The organism is Paenibacillus intestini (assembly GCF_030803945.1).
GTDB lineage: Bacteria > Bacillota > Bacilli > Paenibacillales > Paenibacillaceae > Paenibacillus > Paenibacillus polysaccharolyticus.
This window is the reverse complement of the sequence record NZ_JAURUN010000005.1, coordinates 256,543-276,436: the sequence shown is the minus strand read 5'-3', so window position 1 is coordinate 276,436 and position 19,894 is coordinate 256,543. Positions and strand designations below refer to the sequence as shown.

The window sequence follows — 19,894 nt, the reverse complement described above, 5'->3', positions numbered from 1 at the left end:
ATGGCAGGCTGGACTGACTTGCGAGAGACGGTGCGACTTGAACTGCTTCAACGGGGTGAGGAAGGCTGTGACACTCAGGGATATATGCAAAAGTGGGACGAGGCCGCTGATGATGAGAGCACGCTGTTGCAACTCTACCGAGAACTGATGGAACTTCAGGTATCGGCTGATTTTCCTTTTGCAGAACCTTCGAATTTGGAAGACATCCGTGCTTTGCGTCCAGAGGGACCTCGCGAGCTTCAAGCGGACTGGAGTGAGCAAGTATGGCGAGATAAATTCTACGGGGCTTGGCTCGGGCGAAGTGTTGGGTGTGCACTAGGGAAGCCATTGGAACACCCCGATTACCTCTACGGTAAGGATGGACGCCCGGGCTGGGAAAATATTGAGCTTTGGTTCAAGGGAGCTGACGCCTGGCCAATTCGAGGGTATACTCCTGAACATTCCCGTGCGGAGCAGGAGTATGGCTTGAGTTTGACAGAACTAGGGCCTTTAAGTGTCCGAGAGAAAATTCGGTTTATGGAGAGCGATGATGATATTCGTTACACGATTCTGGGCTTGCTGTTGCTGGAGGAAAAAGGGCTGGACTGGGATTCGTGGGATATCGGAAAACTGTGGCATCACCGTCTCACATACAGTCAGGTATGTACAGCGGAGACACAAGCATACATGAATTTCGCTCAGGAGACCTCGCACCTGAAATCGGATAAACCTGTAGATTGGGCGCAACGCCAGGAGTGTGTGCGTATGTATCTTAATCCATACCGCGAGTGGATCGGAGCTGCAATCCGTGCTGACGGATTAGCATATGGTGTAGCCGGACGACCTGAACTGGCAGCCGAACTTGGCTGGCGAGATGCCTCCTTTTCTCATGTCAAGAATGGTATTTATGGTGAGATGTTGAATGCAGCGATGATCGCTGCGGCGTTTGTGGAAAATAATAGCGAGCGTATCGTAGAAATTGGACTCAGCGAGATTCCGAAGACAAGCAGACTGGCCGCAGATGTGCTTCAAGGCATGGAGATTGGACTCTCTGCTCGGAACGAGCGGGAATTGGTCAGCAGGATTTGGGATACGTTCAGTCATTATGATGCGGTGCATACCAATAACAATGCTGCACTGGTAGCAGCATCTCTGGTGTATGCTGGCAATGATTTTGAGAAGGCAGTTGTCACGTCTGTTTATGGTGGGCTCGACACCGATTGTAATGGAGCTACGGTTGGGTCGATCATGGGTGCGCGCCTTGGGGCAGCACAGTTGCCCGAATCCTGGACAGCTCCACTAAACGACACGCTGTACGCCGATCTGGTTGGATTCGATCCGGTGTCGATCTCTTCCTGTGCTGAACGCAGCTATCAGGTGTTTTTGAAGCTTCACAATCAAGCGCGTAACTAGGGCGTGTCTTGAAACCTACTGAAGTACATCTTTTACCGCCTTTTCGTCCCTGATGCGTCAGTTTCCTTTGCTTGGAACGATCCTATCATAAAATAGAACTCGAATTAATTATATTAATAGTGTGTAGCCTTAGGATTTTCCTAAGGCTTTTTTGTTGTTCAGTATTTGTTTAGAGACAGAGGTTATACTGAATCTCGCTAATCATCTTTTATATAGAAAGTAGGTCATAAACAATAATAGATTCAGTAGATTGCTTTGTGAATGCACGTTTGTAGATCAGGCACAAGAATTCCCTATAGCAAGTTAACTGGGTTGCATATATGAAAGGGGATTCAGAATTATCTACAGCAAGAAACCAGTTACATTTCAATTTTATATGGAGGCAAAAAGGATATGACCAAAGGCATCAAAAAAATCATTTCTATTGTGCTCACGGTATGTTTAATCCTGGGGGGGAGTGGCCTATCTGCATTATTAGGTTCAGTAGCCTATGCAAATAACGCTCCAACCACAGCAGAGGCAAACTACAAGCAATATCGTGTGAAGTTAATGGCCGATCCGGTCACAGATACAGCACCTGCTGGCTTCGGTACAGCTGCCTCAGATGGAAGGATCTGGACAGACAAAAGTGTTACGGCAGAGAATGATGGTACATTCAATATTCAGTTATCTGCACTAGCACAAGAATATATGACATCCAACTCCACGAATCCAGGCGTTGGCGGTAACAGCAATGCGAACGGATCTGCGGCAGACGTAACTTTTATTTTGGATATGAGTTCTTCAATGGGTACCCGCAGCGGTAAAGAAATAGCGCTCACAGCTGGAGATGCAGGCGTTTATTATCGCGTAGAAGCTATGGCTAAGGCTGCAAATGACGCCATCCGTACAGTCATGAACGCCAATTCCAACAACCGTGTTGCGGTATATTGGTTCGGCGGATCAGCTGATGCTAACCATCTCGGTACATTTATGGAGATGGGACATTACGAATTTAGTTCGGGTCATGGTACAGAAGACTATCTGAAATATGTAGGTGGCAATACTCAAACGGTTACTTTGAACAGTAATCTAATCAAAGATGGTAGTTCCGTTGGAACACAACCTGCAGTTGGACTAGGGCCCGGCACTCCCACTCAGGACGGCATCATGTACGGTGTCTCGAAGACGATGAGTAAGGTGGGAACGAAGGGAGCAGGCCCAAAGCGACAGCCTTATTTATTCCTTCTATCTGATGGAGCGGCAATTCATGCCAAGAAAGCATGGTCTCTTTCGCCGAAAGGCAGTTCATTTGAGACCGATTTTGCCAATGCATTAGCTGAGGCTATAACAATCCCGAATTATAATCAAAGCGGAACGAATGTTAACAAGTATGTGCCAGCTACAGCGGGCGTCGGTTTGGCAAATACAGGTGATCCGGAAATTGCTGCGTTAACCATTCTTACCGGTGCATATATGAAGGATCTTATGGACCGTAAATACACCGAATACAATGGGGGAGAAGCCACTCAGTCCAAAGTGTATACTGTAGGGTTGGGTTCCACAACGGCGATCAATGGACCGTATAACGGTAACGAACCTGTGTATGCGTGGGCAGGACTTGATCCGAAACGAGTCAACGAGAATAAGGAAGATAGTAATTATAACTATGGTACTGCCAAGAACACATATGACAAACTGAGTGCATATGCATCTCAGGGGCCTAATGGATTTAACTATGCCAATTCATTTGTATACAGTAGTTATTACACATTTGCCCCAACGTATGACATTGTGAAATCAGCTTTCTCTGGTTTAACCAATGATGTCGAGGCTACTACAACGATACTTCCGCTTCTCAACATACCGGAAACCACGGATTTGGGGAACGGTGGGGAGACGGCAGATATCGCGAGTGCTATCGTTGTTGCAGACGATATCAGCAATGATTTTGCTGTGGATCTGTCCACGTTAAAAATCGGGGATGCTGTTGCGACAGTAGACACAAATACGAATATAAACGGTGGTACAGCGTATGCATTCGCGGGGTATGGAAGTAAGGCGGTCATTAAAACCGTCGCAGGCGTTAGCAATCTTACATGGTATATTGACGCAGATGATATGCAATCGCATATTTACCGTTTCAAAAACCGGACAAGTCCGCAACCTGGAGACTATAGTGCGCCAGCAGGCGGTTCTTTTAAAATCAGTTATAAAGTAAAACCGACATTTCAGGTAGCACCTGATCAGGTGACGGACATATCCCGTTACATCAATGCGGGCAATGCGAATGACGGAGCCAAGACGGCAGCGTACTTCCACCCACCTGCTGACAGTCCCTATTATCAGGCTTTAACAAGTAAACAGACCATTTCCAAAACGGGTGGAATCGGCGCAACGTATGTAACCGAGGAATCGCTGAATAATGGCAAGGCCATTATGAGACTTGGAAACAACGGGAAGCTTGATTTGCAGATGGGAATTATGAAGACAGGCCCGGCAACCGTTCCAATTAACGGGTCTATAGATTACAAAGTGACCATCTATAACTATACAAATATAGCTATTACAGGGCTCAGCGTCATTAGCGATGGCCAAACCCAAACAGGGATTGATGTTCCAGCCAATGACAGCAAGGTGCTTACTTTTACGAAAACTGCACCGGGCACGCCGCAGACGTTAGATAGCGATAATGCTGTCATTTCAGGAATTAACCTTGCGTCGAATACGGTATCTACGGATGTAACCAACGTGACCACAGCTGTAATCAACACGCATGTTATTGGAGCCGTTGGTGGTACATCTGTAGGGGATGCCACCTATAACATTGGTGATTCTGCAACAATTACAGCTACTCCGAATCAGGGTTATACATTCGCAGGGTGGTATGATAACCCGGGAGGAACAGGAACTCCTGTAAGTACGGATGCAACTTATCAGTTCAATGTTCAGACGAATCAGGATTACTATGCAAAGTTCACAACGCTACCCGTAGCCCATGATGATACTTATAGCGTTGTGAGAGGAGAAACTCTCAGTGTTCCAGTGGAAGAGGGCATTTTGCTCAACGATACGGATAGCGAGGGACGTACACTTACTGCTGCAAGTATCAGTTCAATCAGTGATGAAGGCAAGGGGACACTGAATGTATATTCAAATGGATCATTCACCTTTGTGGCGGAAGCAGAAGCATCGGGTAGTGTGACGTTCACCTACAAAGCTAATAATGGTTCTGCCCTATCGAATGAAGCGACGGTAACGATTAACATTACACCACCTGCACATAAACCAACCGCGAAAAACGACAGCTACAACGTTAGAAGCGGAGACACACTGGATGTTCCAGCGGAGAAGGGCTTGCTCTCTAACGATACCGATGATGAGAATCATCCGCTCACCGTGGACCATGTCAGTTCGCTTAGTGATACGAGCAAAGGTACACTACATGTAAATCCGGACGGATCGTTTACGTTTGTTGCGGAAGCAAATGCATCGGGTAATGTGACATTTACTTATGAGGCCTATGACGGGACAGCCTACTCAAGTTCAGCTACGGTTACCATCACCATCAAAGTGCCGATCACGACTCATGTCATTGGTAATGTTGGTGGCGTAACAGAAGGTGACGGTGTCTACGCACTTGGTGAATCTGCAACGATTAAGGCAGTTCCAGCTTCCGGTTATGCCTTCGCAGGATGGTATGACAACGAGGAAGGTACAGGTACACCTGTAAGTACGGATAAAGTTTATGCATTGACAGTTTCCTCAGCTGGAGACTATTATGCAAAATTCAGTAAGCTGTCTACAGCTGAGAATGACAGCTATCAGGTAGTGAAGGGCCGTACGCTGAACGTTCCTGCGGCAATCGGTATTCTATCAAATGATACCGTTGTAGGGAACGGTACGCTTACTGCCGTGAGCATCAGCTCCCTGAGTGATACAAGCAAGGGTACACTGAATGTTAAAACCGATGGTTCATTTACGTTTGTGCCTGCTGGAGAAATATCTGGCAGTGTGACGTTCACTTATCAGGCTTATGATGGAGTAGGTAATTCCAACGAAGCTACGGTTACAATCACATTTATCAACCCTAGCATTGATGGAACAATCAGAGATAAAGAGACCCAAAATCCGGTATCCGGTGCTACTGTAATTTTGCGCGACCTTGCGGGTAAAGAGAAGGGGCGTACTACGACCGATACAAATGGGAAGTACAATTTCGAAGACGTCGTCATCAATAATTATATTTTGGAAGTTGTGCGTGATGGATATAGCCCGGCGCATAGAGAAGTCTCTGTGTCTACAGCCAATGTGAATGGAAACGGACGTATCACCGAAGATTTTGAACTTGTGGATTACGAGATAACATTAACAGCCAACCCCTCATCCATACTTGGTAATGGTACGGCTACATCCGAATTTAAGACGGTGATAACCGATAAAGAGGGGCGTCCTCAGGCAGGCGTTGAAGTTGTGTTTGAAGTACCGAATACAACGTACGGTCATTTTACCGGAAATACCAATACGATAACGGTTCTGACGGATGCACAAGGCGTTGCTAAGACAACCTTTACTGCAGCGGTTCTTGGGGGTGCGGGATCGGTATCCATACCGCTGACGGCAACCGTAGATGATAGCCAAAAGGGTATCCAGGTTAGTGACACGATCTATATCACGATTACTCCTGGGGTTATTACAGGTGTTGTCACAGACCAGGCAGGACATCCGTTAGCAGGTTCCACGATTAAAGTAAGTAAAGATTTTGACGGAGATGGCATTGCTGATTTTCACGCGGTTGCTATTACAGGAGTTGATGGGGCATACACCATTGCTATACCGCAGGGGAATGTGACGTACGATGTATCGATTACAAAGCTGGTTGAGATCAACGGTCAGCAGAAATCGGTCACGTTTAATCAGAACGTCCCCGTAAACGGAAGTGTGGATGGCCATTCCTTTGATGGAAATAAAACGGTATCAGGTATTGTCCTGGTTGGAAAAACGCAAGGGGAATCCGCAACGCTCGATGGGACTGTGGGCGGTGGCTACAACGTATTGATCAATGATGGCAATGGCGATCATACAGGTCCAGTTGACCACAACGGTATATTTAATATTGACAGTGTGCTCAAGGGCAGCTATACGGCAAAAGTTATCTATAACATTCCGCTTCCAGGAGGCGGGACACAACCTATCGTTGTAGGGCACATGAATGCCGAAATTAATGCAGACGGACAGATTAGCATCAGTGAAGTGCTTATTGACCCGTATGGTACAATTACAGATTCCGTAACAGGTCAACCGATAACCGGTGCTGTTGTTACACTTCATTACAGTAACGGAACAGTTGTTAACTTGCCGCCAGTGAATAACTTCCCACCAGCGGATAATGCCAACCCGCAGACAAGTGATGCGACAGGGCAATATGCCTTTATGGTATTTCCGCATACGGACTATTATTTAACTGCGAAGAGAGCTGGATATAAGGATTTTGATAGCAGAGTTGTTGATCCAAGCCAACCGCTGATTCATGTGGGTACGGATATTGTGCTGTATAACTTTAGCATGACACCTATGCCAACATCTGGAGGAACAGGATCAGGAGCAGGAACGAGTGCGGGTGCATCAAACTCACCGACAACTTCAACTCCACCAGCAACTGTTCCAACAACTACGACGCCTTCGGGGTCTATCGATCTCGCTACAGCGATTCTGGTTGACAAAATGAAGGGTGGCGAAGGAGATACACTTACCTTCACCGTGATCTATGCCAATAAAACCTCGATCGATGCCGATGGTGTGTACATCAAAGTTAAGATCCCTTCAGGGCTAAGTTTGGTGGATGCGAACGGCGGTGTTTTGACAGGCCAAGAACTCAAGTGGAATGTTGGTAAGCTGACGGGAGGAACGCAAGGCAAGCTGACGTTCAAACTCAAGGTTAACGATATGAACGAAGGTGAAGATTTTGGGACCATAACGGCTAGTATAGGCACGGATCACAAGCTTACACTTACGAATACACAAGATGATGCATCCTTGATCAAGGTGATGTTGTATTCTAACCGTTATGAACATAAGCATGCCCGTTACATTATGGGATATCCAGATGGTAACGTTAAACCCGGACGACTCATTACCCGTGCAGAGATTGCTGCCATCTTTGCCCGTACACTGCAATTGCAAGATGAGGTTCGTCACGTACAGTTATTCAGCGATGTTGCTACAAGTTACTGGGGAGCCGATTATATCGAAGCAGTTGTAAACAAAGAGATATTTAAAGGTTATGCAGATAACACGTTCAAGCCAGATCAACCGATCACACGGGCAGAGCTGGCAACAGCCATTGCTCGTTATCTCGGAGTTGCAAGAGAGCTGAAGATGAACAATGTATTGAGAATCAGCTCGTTTACCGATATTGAAGGGAGCTGGGCGGAGCAGTCTATCGATGAGGTATACCGTTTTGGATTCCTATCAGGATACAAAAATGGCTCCTTCCAACCCAACAGTCAGCTTACCAGAGAGGAAGCTGTCAAGATGATTAACGGTATGCTGTACAGAGGTCCATTAACCGGGGTTGAAGCTTCTTATCCAGACAACCGTTTGGGCAGATGGTCATTCGGACATCTTGAGGAAGCGACAAGAACGCATACGTACAAGATCAATCCAGATGGCTCCGAAACGATGTTAAAATACATTCCGGAAGATCTGTGGTAATTCGCGAAAAATAAAAAAGCCGAAGCGGGGATAAACTCCTGCTTCGGCTTTTCATATATTCATTGCGAGTATCAATCAACATAAATATAAGGCTTCTGTCGATCCCCTATTAACGGCCGCCCGTATTGGAAGCCCAGACAGGAATCCAGCTATTCGGGTAATATTCGTTGGTCAGGGTAGTATTGTAGAGAACTAGGTTACCGTCATTTTGCATGACGAAAGTGTCCCCTGTTGTGTTCGTTGGTAACGCGCTTCCATGGTGACCAGGAATCCATGCTGCAGTATTCGCAAACCAGGCATCTACCAGCTTGGTTGTATCTGTTACCAGTACGGTATCCCAGCCCGGGCCATAATAGTATTCATACTTCCCTGTGGCCGGGTTGGTTCCCCAACGATAAGCATATTGATAAACCGTTTGCCACTTCGTTCCATATTTATAGATGACAGGCTTCCCATATTGTTGTTCGAATTTAAACGAAAGTGCTCCGCTTTTACTTGTGCCACTGCTCCATAGAGAAGAGCCGTTCTGGTAGATTACGAAATTCCCGTCATCCTGCCAGATGGCTGAAAACCTGCCGTCTTGGGAGGTAAGATAGTCCCCTTTTTGCATACTCTGACCGATCAACAATTTATCTCCAAGGTAGCCTGCGGAAGCTGTTGTAGGTACAGCAAAGGCCAGGATCAACAAACATGCGATCAAAATGCGGAATGATTTTGGGAAAAATAGCTTTTTCATTGGACACTCTCCTATATTCCTTAGAATGGTTGATGCAAATTGCGTAGTACAACAAACGCTTACGGGTATTGCCGTAATGCAACATAGCGTTCGGTCAGAAGTGGTGAAAGAGCAATCAACACATCCCCCAGTGGTCATTTATGGGACAGCCATATGTACAGTGCTCTCAGGGTCACCTCCTTTAATGGACATCAAATGCTAAAATAGATGGTTTATATCGTTGTGAGCTTAAATATGTTTGGTAGAAGTTGCAGGAAGGCATAGTGGTAGTGAAAGAGGATGATTCATTCATTTAACAGAGTTAGAAAGTGATTACAAAGAGAATATATAACATTTTATTCCACTATAGCAAGAGAAAAATATAAAATACAACATTTTCAATATAAAGAGTTATGTATTCTTTTGTAATTTTTTTTACATAGATTTAATAGAATTGGTCACTTTTATGAATTGAACTATGGTAAAATGTTTCAGGATTTGAAATTGGAGAGGGGTTTGGTTTACTCATGTCTTGGAAAAAAGTTTTGGGGAAAAGCACCATTCGTGTGGCAGCTGCTACATTATTACTCACTCAGCTGTTCGGAGCAGCCGGTTCCGTTTCTGCCGCAGGTAAAGATGTAGAGGTACATTTGATAGGAATCAATGATTTCCACGGCCAATTGGATACAACATCTATGGTTGGTGATAAGAAGGCAGGTTCTGCTCCAATTCTAGCAACCTATCTCAAAGAAGCTAAGGCCAAATATGAGCATTCCTTGCTGTTCCATAACGGCGACTCGGTTGGTGCATCTGCTCCAGTCTCATCTATGGATCGTGATGAGCCTACCATGGAATGGATGAATATGATGGGATTTGATGTAGGTTCTCTGGGTAACCATGAATTTGACCAAGGGATTGCTGCATTGAAGGCTCAAATTTTTGGCGGACTTGATCCAAAAGAAGGTAAAGTAACCCATGCTGGTGCGAAATTTGATTATGTGAATGCAAACGTGATTGAGAACTCCACAGGTAAACCCTTGATTAAACCGTATGTGATCAAAGAAGTAGGTGGCGTCAAAATCGGATTCATCGGACTCGTGACGAAATCAACGCCAAACAAAGTATCTCCAGCGGGTACAGCAGGTGTACGTTTCCTGAGCGCTGAAGAAGAGGTTGAAGCCGTTAATAAATATGCAAAAGAACTGCAAGACCAAGGCGTTGAAACGATTATCGTTCTGGCACATGACCCAGCATCGACCAAAGAAGGGGTAACAACTGGAGAAGCAGCTGATCTGGCAAAAGCGTTGCCTGCAAACTCTCCTGTTGATGTCATCGTTGCGGGTGATAATCACGCTCTGGCGAACGGTGTCGTGAATGGCAAACTGATCGTGCAAGCATACTCTTATGGTACAGCGTTTGAAGATATCAAGCTGATGATTGACCCTGTTACGGGAGATGTAACTGAAAAATCGGCTACCGTGACAACCACGTTCCAAGAGGGTGTAAAAGAAGATCCTGAAACACTAGCAATTATCAAAAAGTCTTTGGATAAGCACCCTGAGCTGACCAAGCCAGTAGGTACAACAGATGGTACCGTTTTGCGTACGGATGCTTACAATAACGAAGCTCCACTGGGCAACCTGATTGCAGATGCGATGCGTCAAGCAGACTTTGGCGATAAAGCAAGTAAGGCTGACTTTGCATTCATGAATCCAGGTGGTATCCGTGCAGACCTGCCAAAAGGGGATGTGACCTTTGCAGATTTGGCTAAAATCCAGCCTTTCGGCAATACACTCGTGAAGCTGGAGCTGACAGGTGAGCAGGTAAAAACGTTGCTACAACAGCAATGGGGAACCAATGCTGACGGTACACCAAATACAAAAACGTTGCAAATTGCTGGTTTGAAATACACAGCCGACTTCAGCAAGCCGGTTACTGAGCGTGTGACGGCTCTTACGCTTGAAGATGGTACACCGATTGATCCTAAAAAATCATACACCGCTGTCGTGAACAATTTCATGGCTGCAGGTGGAGACAACTACAAAGTACTGCTGGATGCAAAATCCTCCTTGGCTGGCCCAATTGATCTGGATGTGTTCTACAAATACATCACAGATACATTCAAGGGTGGCGATATTCAAGCTAAAAAAGAAGCCCGCATTACAAACATCGGTGTCGCTACAGAGCCAGCAGAAACACCAGCACCAGCGAACAATGAACCTATTTCTCGTGCTGAATTTGTCACTGCGCTCGTGAATATGCTGAAGCTTGACGCAGTATCTACAGCACCTGCATTCAAAGATGTTGCTGCGAATGCTGCATATGCCGATGCCATTGCAGAAGCTTCCAAAGCCGGATTTATTCAAGGCTACGGCGGTAACTTCTATCCTGAGCGTGATATCACTCGGGAAGAGGCAGCAACCATTTTGGCGAAATTGGTGAATAGCCCGGCATCCGAAGCGAAAGCGGCAACGATCATTGCTGGCTTCGAAGACGGAAAATCGGTGGCTGCTTACGCGTTGAAACCACTAGCAAAACTGATTGATAAAGGCATTTTCAGTGCAACAGACAAAAAAATGCTGGAACCTAAGCAAGGCCTTTCAGTGAATGATGCCAAAGCGTTGATTCAAAAAGCAGCGGCGGCGAAAGCTTCCTAATTCATCATTGCTACAGCAGTTGCAAACCACTCGCTAACATGGCGGGTGGTTTTTTTTGTAAGGCAAATACACTTTTTCAGCCTTGTCCACGTCTATCCCTCACCAAAATCGCTCTATTGCATCTAATAAACTATCAACAATAAGGAGGTTTTGAGAATGGGAAATCGTAGACCAACAGGTGGGTATGATCCAGTTCAGATTTATAACTCTACTTCGTTTAATGCGTATGGAACGGTCGAGTATGCGTCTATTTTCTGTAGCAATGACCGTTACAGTGTTCAACGTGAAGGGACTTGGCAGTCATCGGGGCGTGGGGTTTGTCTGGTGACTCGAATTACTGCAACTGTGATCACACCGAGTGGAAATATTGAAGCAGAACCTTACACGTCATCAGGAACATCCTACAGCCAGTTCGCGATTATCCAAGTGGGCCCGAATCAGTTCCGGGTAACGCGTGTAGTAAGTTCAGCTAGACGCCGTCGGAAATGTTAATAATATCGGCAATCGGTTGAACAAAGAAACGGATGTTAAGAAGCGACTCTCCAGGTCAACGGGGAGTCGCTTCTTGCGTCGTAACGATTGGAATTAATGCTTCTGATACCACAAGATTCGGCGATACATCGAAGAGTCCTTCAAGTGCCGGAACGGACGAAGGTCAGGGCGGTAATTGCCTTCAATAATCCAGATCCCGCCTTTCTTATCGATTCCAATATCAAAACCGATCTGTCTCAGATCAGGGTAGTGTACCTCCAGGCTCTTGGCGGCCAGCAGAGCAGTGCGCTCTACTTGAAGGAGCAGTTTCCGTCCACCTACACGTGCTAGTTGCAACGCTTTGAGCACAGGAATGGTACGGTTGGTCACATTAGTCACCAGATACCCGCGTGATGCGATCTTGGCGTAGGAACCGGTTACCTTCCAGGCAGATGAAGTTGCTTTTTGACGTTGAACCATGATACGAAGGTCGAACGGTCTTTGCCGAATACGAGCTAAATACAGACGCTGCTGGATGATATACTCACGATCCTTGTCAATTTGATCAAACCAATCCTGTAAATCACTTTTGTTTTGCATGGTAATGATATTATTCTCATTTTGGATTTGATAGGTACCTGTTTTCAGCCGCCGGATGAACACAATATCTCTCCCATAACGTCCGTCGCAGGGTTTCAGTACGACACTTGAATGTTGTAGAAGCATATGGTCTAAGGTTTCTTTCTCAAGCAACTGTGTTTCTGGCAATCGTCTGGCGAGCAAAGGGACATTGCGAAAGGCCCGATACTGTAGCCATTTGTCCCGTTGAAATAACATTGACATCACAGCCTTTAATCAGGGTCAAATCAGGGTCTACGACTCTCATCTTATTTTAGTTCAAACCTGTGTCTGGCATAAGCTGCCATTCGTCTAAATATGAGAATCTTTCCCCTGTCAGGTAACTACAAAAAAATCCTTGATAAAGCTATACATGTTGTCATAGATGGATATAAAAAGCTGTGCTACACTTTATCGCATAAGTTAGTGAATTATTTCACAATACAATCATGAGGGGAAAAGATCTCAGTGGAACTGACAAAAAAGAGATGGATTATTCTGATTGCAAGCTGTTTTATCAACCTATGTATTGGCTCCATTTATGCATGGAGTGTATTTGCTGCCCCAATGGCAGCTTATCTAAGTGGTCTCACAGGACGTACATTGACGCCAGGGGATTTGGCTATTGCGTTTACCATCTGCAATTCAGTCGGACCCATTACGATGATATCGGGTGGATGGATTAATGACAGATTCGGACCCAAGAAGGTCATTCTGGTTGGAGGGATTTTATTCGGGGGTGGTATGATTCTATCGAGCTTTGCCACATCTGTAGGTTTTCTGGTATTTGCTTATGGAATTGTGCTTGGTTTGGGAACAGGAATGGTTTACGGGTGTACGATCAGCAACTCCATCAAATTCTTCCCCGACAAACGCGGATTGGTTGGGGGCGTAACGACGGCTGCTTATGGGTTAAGTTCTGTGATTATTCCTCCGGTCGCCAATGTGTTGATCAGCAACTCGGGGGTAACCTCTGCATTCTTGATCATAGGGATTGCCTTTCTCCTTATTATTTGCGTAGCGTCGTTCTTTATTGAGAAATGCCCGGCTAATTTTGCTCCGTCAGGATGGACACCAAGTGCTGTCCAACTTGCCCGTTCTCCGCGAGAAGAGAAGAATTGGAAAGGCATGCTTGCAAGCCCGATCTTCTACGTGATGATCTTGCTGTTGATCAGTGGAGCTTTTGCCGGACTGATGTGCACCTCTCAAGCTTCACCTATCGCTCAGAAAATGGTTGGTTTATCGGCTGCTGCGGCAACAACAGTTGTATCGATCTTGGCGCTGTTTAACACAGGTGGCCGGATTCTGGCCGGATATATCTCAGACAAGATTGGCCGAATCAATACACTTGCCATTACGTCTCTCTTATCTGTGGCCGGCCTGATCATGCTTTATTTTTCAGGAGAGAACAGTGTAGGTACATTTTATATGGGGATTTCCATGATTGGTTTAAGCTTTGGTTCTTTAATGGGGGTATTTCCCGGCTTCACGGCAGATCAGTTTGGGGCCAAAAACAACAGTGTCAATTACGGAATTATGTTTATCGGATTCGCACTGGCCGGCTATTTCGGACCCTCAATCATGAGAAATGTGTATAGTGCAGATGGCAGTTATCAGAGAGCCTTTGTTATTGCGGCCGTCTGTGGCCTGACCGGATTTATTCTGACCTTCGTATATAAGTGGGCTGTCAGATATCAGAATAAAAATGTGAATAACAACCACAAAGTGACAGTCTGAGCAAAAGTATATCAATAGCATGTGAGTAACCCGAACCTTCCGTTTAATAGACGGGGGTTCTTTATTATTTATAAGGTAGCTGAATGATTAATATATCAGAGTGATATAGTCTGTTACGACTATCACATGTACATGAAAATGTAAAACTTTTTTACCATTAGATTACAAAAGTTCTCGTTTACGCCCCACCTTTTCGATGGTATACTCTCCTATATTCAAGGAAGATATTAACGCTAATATACAACAGATTTTCATGAAAATATGTCGAATTGGGGCTCATTTCGGATGATTATAGCAGAAGAAAAGGACGAAACGATCATCCTCATTCCTTCTCTGGAACCAGATGATAGACTTTTATCCTATGTACGTCAGTTGCGGGATTACGGTTTTATGAATTTGGTCATTGTAGATGATGGTTCTGGTGAGAAATATCAGCACATTTTCGAAGAATTAGAAGATAATGGATGCTCTTTGCTGCGACACGCACAGAACCAAGGAAAAGGTGAGGCGCTGAAGACCGGATTTCGTTACATAGCACAGCATTATGGGCAGGCTCATTACGTAGTTACTGCGGATTCAGATGGGCAGCACGCTGCAGAGGATGTGTATCGGATTGCTCAGGAAGCCAAACGTCGTCCGAATGACTTACTACTCGGCGTGCGGGATTTCAGTGAGGGCGATATTCCGCCTAAATCTTTATTTGGTAATCGGATGACATCATTTATTTTTGCGCTGTTATATGGAAAAAAACTGTCGGATACCCAGACGGGACTTCGTGCCTTCGGTACCGAGTTATTGTCATTTATGCTGGATGTACGCGGCAAGCGATTTGAATATGAACTGCAGATGCTGATCTCCTGTATTCAGTCAGGTATTGGCATTCATACGGTACCCATTCAAGTGATCTATGAAAATGGCAATGCGGGTACCCATTTCAAAGCGATTCAGGATAGTGCCCGGGTGATGGGGGTGCTGTTCTCGAATTTCTTTCGTTTTATATCATCGTCGGTTGCCAGTTCTGTCGTTGATTTGGGCATTGCCTGGTTTTTGATCGATTTCCTGCGCCCCATGATGGGGGATCAGCATTATTTAAGAATTTTGCTCGCGACGGTTATTGCCCGAGTCATCTCGATCGTCGTGAATTATGTTCTGAATCGATATTTTGTGTTTCGCAAGGAAGACAGCCGGGGCAGTCTATGGCGTTACTTAACGTTGTGCGGCCTGGTTATATTGTTGTCGAGTACAGGCGTGTATTTATTCCATACCCTATTCCTCGTGGATGAGAAGGCAGCGAAATTCGTCTGTGATGCCATCCTGTTCCTGCTAAGTTTCCAACTGCAGCGGAGGTGGGTATTTGCAGCAAGGAGGAAGCAGCTGTAGTGCAAAACGAGAAAAGGCAAAATGTATTTTTCATCATCACGATGATCCTCATGACCATCTATCTGATCTGGCGTATGTTCTTTACGCTGCCATGGGGCGAAGGGGTGCTGAATGTCATCTTTGGCATACTGCTCATTATGGCGGAGGCGGTTACGGTCGGCACGACCTTCGAGTTGTTTTTTCAAAAGATGCAAAAGAAACGGGCACAACTCGATTTTCCGGTGATCCCGGACGAATATTACCCGCACGTCGATGTGTTTATCGCCACACATAACGAACCCGTTGACCTTTTGTATAAAACGGTGAATGCCTGTACGTTTATGGATTACCCGGACAAATCGAAGGTACATATCTACCTGTGCGATGATGGTGCCAGACCTGCGGTAGAAGAGTTGGCGAAGCAGTTCGGCATTGGTTATCTAGGGTTTCCTGGTAATAAGGATGCGAAATCCGGCAACCTGAACAATGCACTGAGCAAGACATCGTCTCCACTTATTGCAACCTTTGATGCAGATATGATTCCGCAGCATACGTTTCTGATGAAAACCGTACCCTACTTCATGCTCTCCACGTTTATCGAAGAAAATGGGGAATGGCGCCTTCGCCGTGAGGAGGAGATCGATCCAACCTTTAAGCTGGGGCTGGTACAGACCCCGCAAAGCTTTTACAACCCGGATCTATTCCAGTTCAATCTGTATGCGGAGCAGGGTATTCCGAACGAGCAGGACTTTTTCTCGCGCGAGGTTAACATTCTGCGCAATGCGTCCAATGCCGTAGCCTATACGGGCAGTAATACAGTGATTGCCCGGCAAGGGATGGTAGATATCGGTGGGTTTCCGCTGAACACCATCACGGAGGATTTTGAGACAAGTATCCGTTTGCAGCAAGAGGGGTATATCACGTATGCCACGCAAGAGGTTCAAGCTGCAGGACAGACGACGACCACGATTCCGAGCATGATCAAACAGCGGATACGATGGGCGAGGGGCATCATTCAGAGCTTGCAAAATACGCGTGCACCGATCTCCAGAAAGTTGCCTTTCTGGACGAGAGTGACCTATGTGAGCAGTTTTTTATACTGGTGGTCTTTTTTCAATCGTTTGATCTTTATCTTGTCTCCCATTCTTTTCGCTTTATTTGATTTCCAGATCGTAAATACGACCTTCTGGCAGATTCTGATCTTCTGGTTGCCATCGTATTTCTTCTACAGTCTATCAATGCGTTATCTGTCCAGTAATATACGGAATCAGCGCTGGAGTCAGGTCATCGATACCATCTTCATGCCGTATCTGATCTGGCCGGTTATTCTGGAGACGGTGGGCATCCGCGAGCGTAAGTTCAAGGTGACGAATAAAAATCGTTCAACCGGACGCGAGTGGATTGCCTCGATGAAATATGCACTGCCGCATATTTTTCTGGTGATCCTGTCCATCGCTGCGATTATCCGGTACGTGAATGGCAAGTACGGCATTGCTTTATTTTTCAGCAGTATTATCATCTTCTGGCTCGTTCACAATATGATTGCCTTGTTCTATGCGCTCTTCTTCATGATCGGGCGGCGAGCATACCGGGAGAATGAACGGATACGGGCGCAAGAAGATGTGATCATCCGTTATCCGGACAGCACGCTACGTTACGAGGCCAAGACAGTGGATCTTTCGGAAAATGGCATTGCATTTTATGTGCCGTACCCGATTTATCTACCAGAGCAGAAGACCATCTCTCTGGTCGTCAAATCCAGTCGATATGAGGCCAATCTTGATGCGGTTATCGTATACGTCAAAGCAGATGGCGAAGGATGGCGTTATTCCGCAACGGTGAAACCGCTCAGTGAGGCGGATAACCGGCAGTACATGCAGCTTATCTATGACCGGAAGCATTCGCTACCGGAGCAAATGAACCTATGGGACACTGCATATGACGACATGTTGCGTAATGTGAAAAAACGGATTGTGCAGCCCAAATCGGATCAGCGGAAGATGCCAAGGCTTTCCCTTCATCTTCCCGTAACGTTTACGAATCATGCGAGCTGTACACTGCTCAGCTTTAATTATCGTTTCTTCTCTGCCACGAATCTGCAAGGCAAGATAGCAGAGGGGTCAGAGGTTACCTTTTACACCGAAAGCAACATTGAATTGGTCTTAAAACATACGGGAAAAACAACGGCAAACAAACGTGAAGTGCTTCTCTCCGTAGAGAATATCGATGAGATCTTGGGGCGTGGTTTGATTGATCAGTTACTGAGTGATTTGATTCGTCCACAAGCTGAGCGGTTCACCAAAGAGGGTTAGGAGAGATAGACATGCTGTTTTTGCTTCAACTTGTGATGGGCATTTTACTCATAATATCGATGATCGGTTATATGCAGTTTGTCCGTAAGGTGATGTCCATCCGGTGGGAGTTCATTCCGATATTTGTGTTCTCGGCTATCGCCTGTATCGTCTATTTTGCCGGACTAGCAGGGCAGCTCTTCACGGGCAGCATTGTTGTGCTAGTCACAGGCTTATTGTTGTTTAGAGGCAGAGTGATACAAGCTTTGTACCAGAGTAAACGGGGCTCATGGTCATTATCATTTTCGTTATTTCAATTGAGTTTTTTGAGCGGGGTTTTCATATTTTTGCTCATTTTGTTCCACACGGAGCTTACTCACTACGATAATTTCTCACATTGGGCGATTGTGGTGAAGGAGATGCTCAGTACCAATGCGTTTCCAACACCGAATTCGGACCTGATTGAGTTTAAGAATTACCCGCTCGGCACGTCGTCGTTTATATACTACATCTGCCGATTTATGGGACATGCCCAGCCAATTATGTTACTGGCGCAGGGGTTGCTGATCTTTTCATGTTTCTACGCCATGTTCGGCATCGTGTCAGAGAAAAAACGTTTCCTATTATATGCTTTTCTCGGGTTAGGTTTATCGACCTTATCCTTCTTCAACCTGACGATTCGTATCACCAACCTGCTAGTAGACTTCCTGCTTCCAATCTTTGCACTTGCGATTGTGGCGGTGATATACCAGTATCGTCATGATCTTAAGCGAGCTTGCATCATTATTCTGCCTCTGGCGGGTCTGCTGACGGTGATCAAAAGTACAGGAATCATCTTTGCTGCCGTGGGCCTGATCTTTCTCGTATATGTCTGGCTTACGAATAAGCAACGTGCGAACTGGAAGATTGGGCTCGCTGTACTCGGTACGATTGCAGGGGCATTATTGCCGTATTTCAGTTGGAGCTTGCGTATGGCAACGGTATTCCACGGTGTGAATAACAAGTTCGAGGGAGCAGCTGCGGCCCTAAAGCCGGGTAAAACAGCTGAGCAAAAGTGGGACATCCTGGTGCTCTTCTTGAAGTCTAGCGTGGATATTACATCCAGACCTGTGCTGGGCATTGTTATTTTTGAAGTTGTTGCGATCGCGGCTTCAATTGTAGCCTATGTGGTGCTCAAGAAGAAGTGGAACCTGTGGAAAGTGCTGATTGCACTGAATGTGGTCGTGGTACTGTACTATGCCGGAATTCTGGCACTGTATCTGTTCTCCATGCCTGTGGATGAGGCTGTTCGACTGGCTGGGTTCGAGCGTTATGCATCAAGTATCGTGGTGTTGTTCGCTGGTGGACTGGTGCTTTGTGCAGCCGTTGATATTGAGCGAACGTTCCATTACCGCATTGGTGAGGTTCCTGATTATCAATCATTCAAGACGGTACAGACGAAGAGGCATTATCAACAGGGAATCATCGCGTGTATGGCACTCGCGGCAACAACTCTCTTGTCCGAATATAACGGGATGATCTCGATCAACAAAACGTACGACAAAACCCTTCCCTACGAAGTTCATGCGGTGACAGGGGATCGGTGGTATACGGGCGGCAAAGAGGATCGAAGCAAGTATCTGTTTTACGGCTCTGACCGAGATCAACAGGTCACCAGTTATTACATGCAATACGTGGGTAGATACTTCTTATATGCTCCCAATGTGGACGGTATTGTGCTGTTCTACGAGGATAATATGGACAATCTGCTAAGTAACTACGACTACCTTGTGGTGATTGAGACAGATCTTAACGCGAAAATGTTACTGAAAAAACACTACGGCATTGATATGCAAAAAGGGGTCTATAAGATCACTCGATCCGGCGATAAAATTATGCTGACGTTGCAGTAGCAACAAGAACGAATTAAACAAAAGCTCCACTCCCATGAAACCGGGGAGTGGAGCTTTTTAATATGCAGT

The 19,894-nt window shown here is 45.8% G+C and carries 10 protein-coding genes; 8 read left to right on the top strand and 2 right to left on the bottom strand.

Going from position 1 to position 19,894, the window contains the following annotated elements; all coding sequences use genetic code 11:
- A complete protein-coding gene (locus tag J2T16_RS16275; RefSeq protein ID WP_221787641.1) occupies window positions 1-1,392 on the top strand; it encodes an ADP-ribosylglycohydrolase family protein in 1,392 nt (463 codons plus the stop codon).
- Window positions 1,393-1,785: 393 nt separating this feature from the next.
- Window positions 1,786-8,085, top strand: coding sequence for a cadherin-like domain-containing protein (locus tag J2T16_RS16270; RefSeq protein ID WP_221787640.1), 6,300 nt, complete (start codon window positions 1,786-1,788; stop codon window positions 8,083-8,085).
- A gap of 109 nt (window positions 8,086-8,194) precedes the next feature.
- Here the strand turns inward: J2T16_RS16270 and J2T16_RS16265 are convergent, their stop codons facing one another.
- The gene (locus J2T16_RS16265; protein WP_221787639.1) at window positions 8,195-8,821 is read right to left on the bottom strand and encodes a hypothetical protein; all 627 of its coding nucleotides are present in this window, start codon (window positions 8,819-8,821) and stop codon (window positions 8,195-8,197) included.
- A gap of 506 nt (window positions 8,822-9,327) precedes the next feature.
- On the opposite strand from J2T16_RS16265, the gene J2T16_RS16260 reads away from it, so the two are divergent.
- Both J2T16_RS16260 and J2T16_RS16255 read left to right on the top strand, forming a co-directional pair.
- On the top strand, window positions 9,328-11,457 hold the full coding sequence (locus J2T16_RS16260; protein WP_221787638.1) for a 5'-nucleotidase C-terminal domain-containing protein: 2,130 nt from the start codon (window positions 9,328-9,330) through the stop codon (window positions 11,455-11,457).
- 156 nt (window positions 11,458-11,613) lie between these two features.
- Window positions 11,614-11,949: a hypothetical protein gene (locus J2T16_RS16255; RefSeq protein WP_090923530.1), complete on the top strand. Its 336-nt coding sequence runs from the start codon at window positions 11,614-11,616 to the stop codon at window positions 11,947-11,949.
- A gap of 93 nt (window positions 11,950-12,042) precedes the next feature.
- On the opposite strand, the gene J2T16_RS16250 is transcribed toward J2T16_RS16255, so the two are convergent.
- Window positions 12,043-12,765: a YheC/YheD family protein gene (locus J2T16_RS16250; protein WP_221787637.1), complete on the bottom strand. Its 723-nt coding sequence runs from the start codon at window positions 12,763-12,765 to the stop codon at window positions 12,043-12,045.
- Between the two features lie 249 nt (window positions 12,766-13,014).
- On the opposite strand from J2T16_RS16250, the gene J2T16_RS16245 reads away from it, so the two are divergent.
- The 4 genes from J2T16_RS16245 (at window position 13,015) to J2T16_RS16230 (ending at window position 19,825) form a co-directional block, all read left to right on the top strand.
- Entirely contained in the window at window positions 13,015-14,283 is a 1,269-nt protein-coding gene (locus J2T16_RS16245; RefSeq protein ID WP_090923524.1) for an L-lactate MFS transporter, read from the top strand.
- 285 nt (window positions 14,284-14,568) lie between these two features.
- Window positions 14,569-15,663: a bifunctional glycosyltransferase family 2/GtrA family protein gene (locus J2T16_RS16240; RefSeq protein WP_221787636.1), complete on the top strand. Its 1,095-nt coding sequence runs from the start codon at window positions 14,569-14,571 to the stop codon at window positions 15,661-15,663.
- Window positions 15,663-17,954 (top strand): glycosyltransferase family 2 protein, encoded by a 2,292-nt coding sequence (locus tag J2T16_RS16235; protein ID WP_090923520.1) that lies wholly within the window; start codon window positions 15,663-15,665, stop codon window positions 17,952-17,954. The genes J2T16_RS16240 and J2T16_RS16235 overlap by 1 nt, the downstream gene beginning before the upstream one ends.
- Before the next feature lie 11 nt (window positions 17,955-17,965).
- A complete protein-coding gene (locus tag J2T16_RS16230; protein WP_154985726.1) occupies window positions 17,966-19,825 on the top strand; it encodes a hypothetical protein in 1,860 nt (619 codons plus the stop codon).
- The last annotated feature ends 69 nt before the right edge of the window (window positions 19,826-19,894 follow it).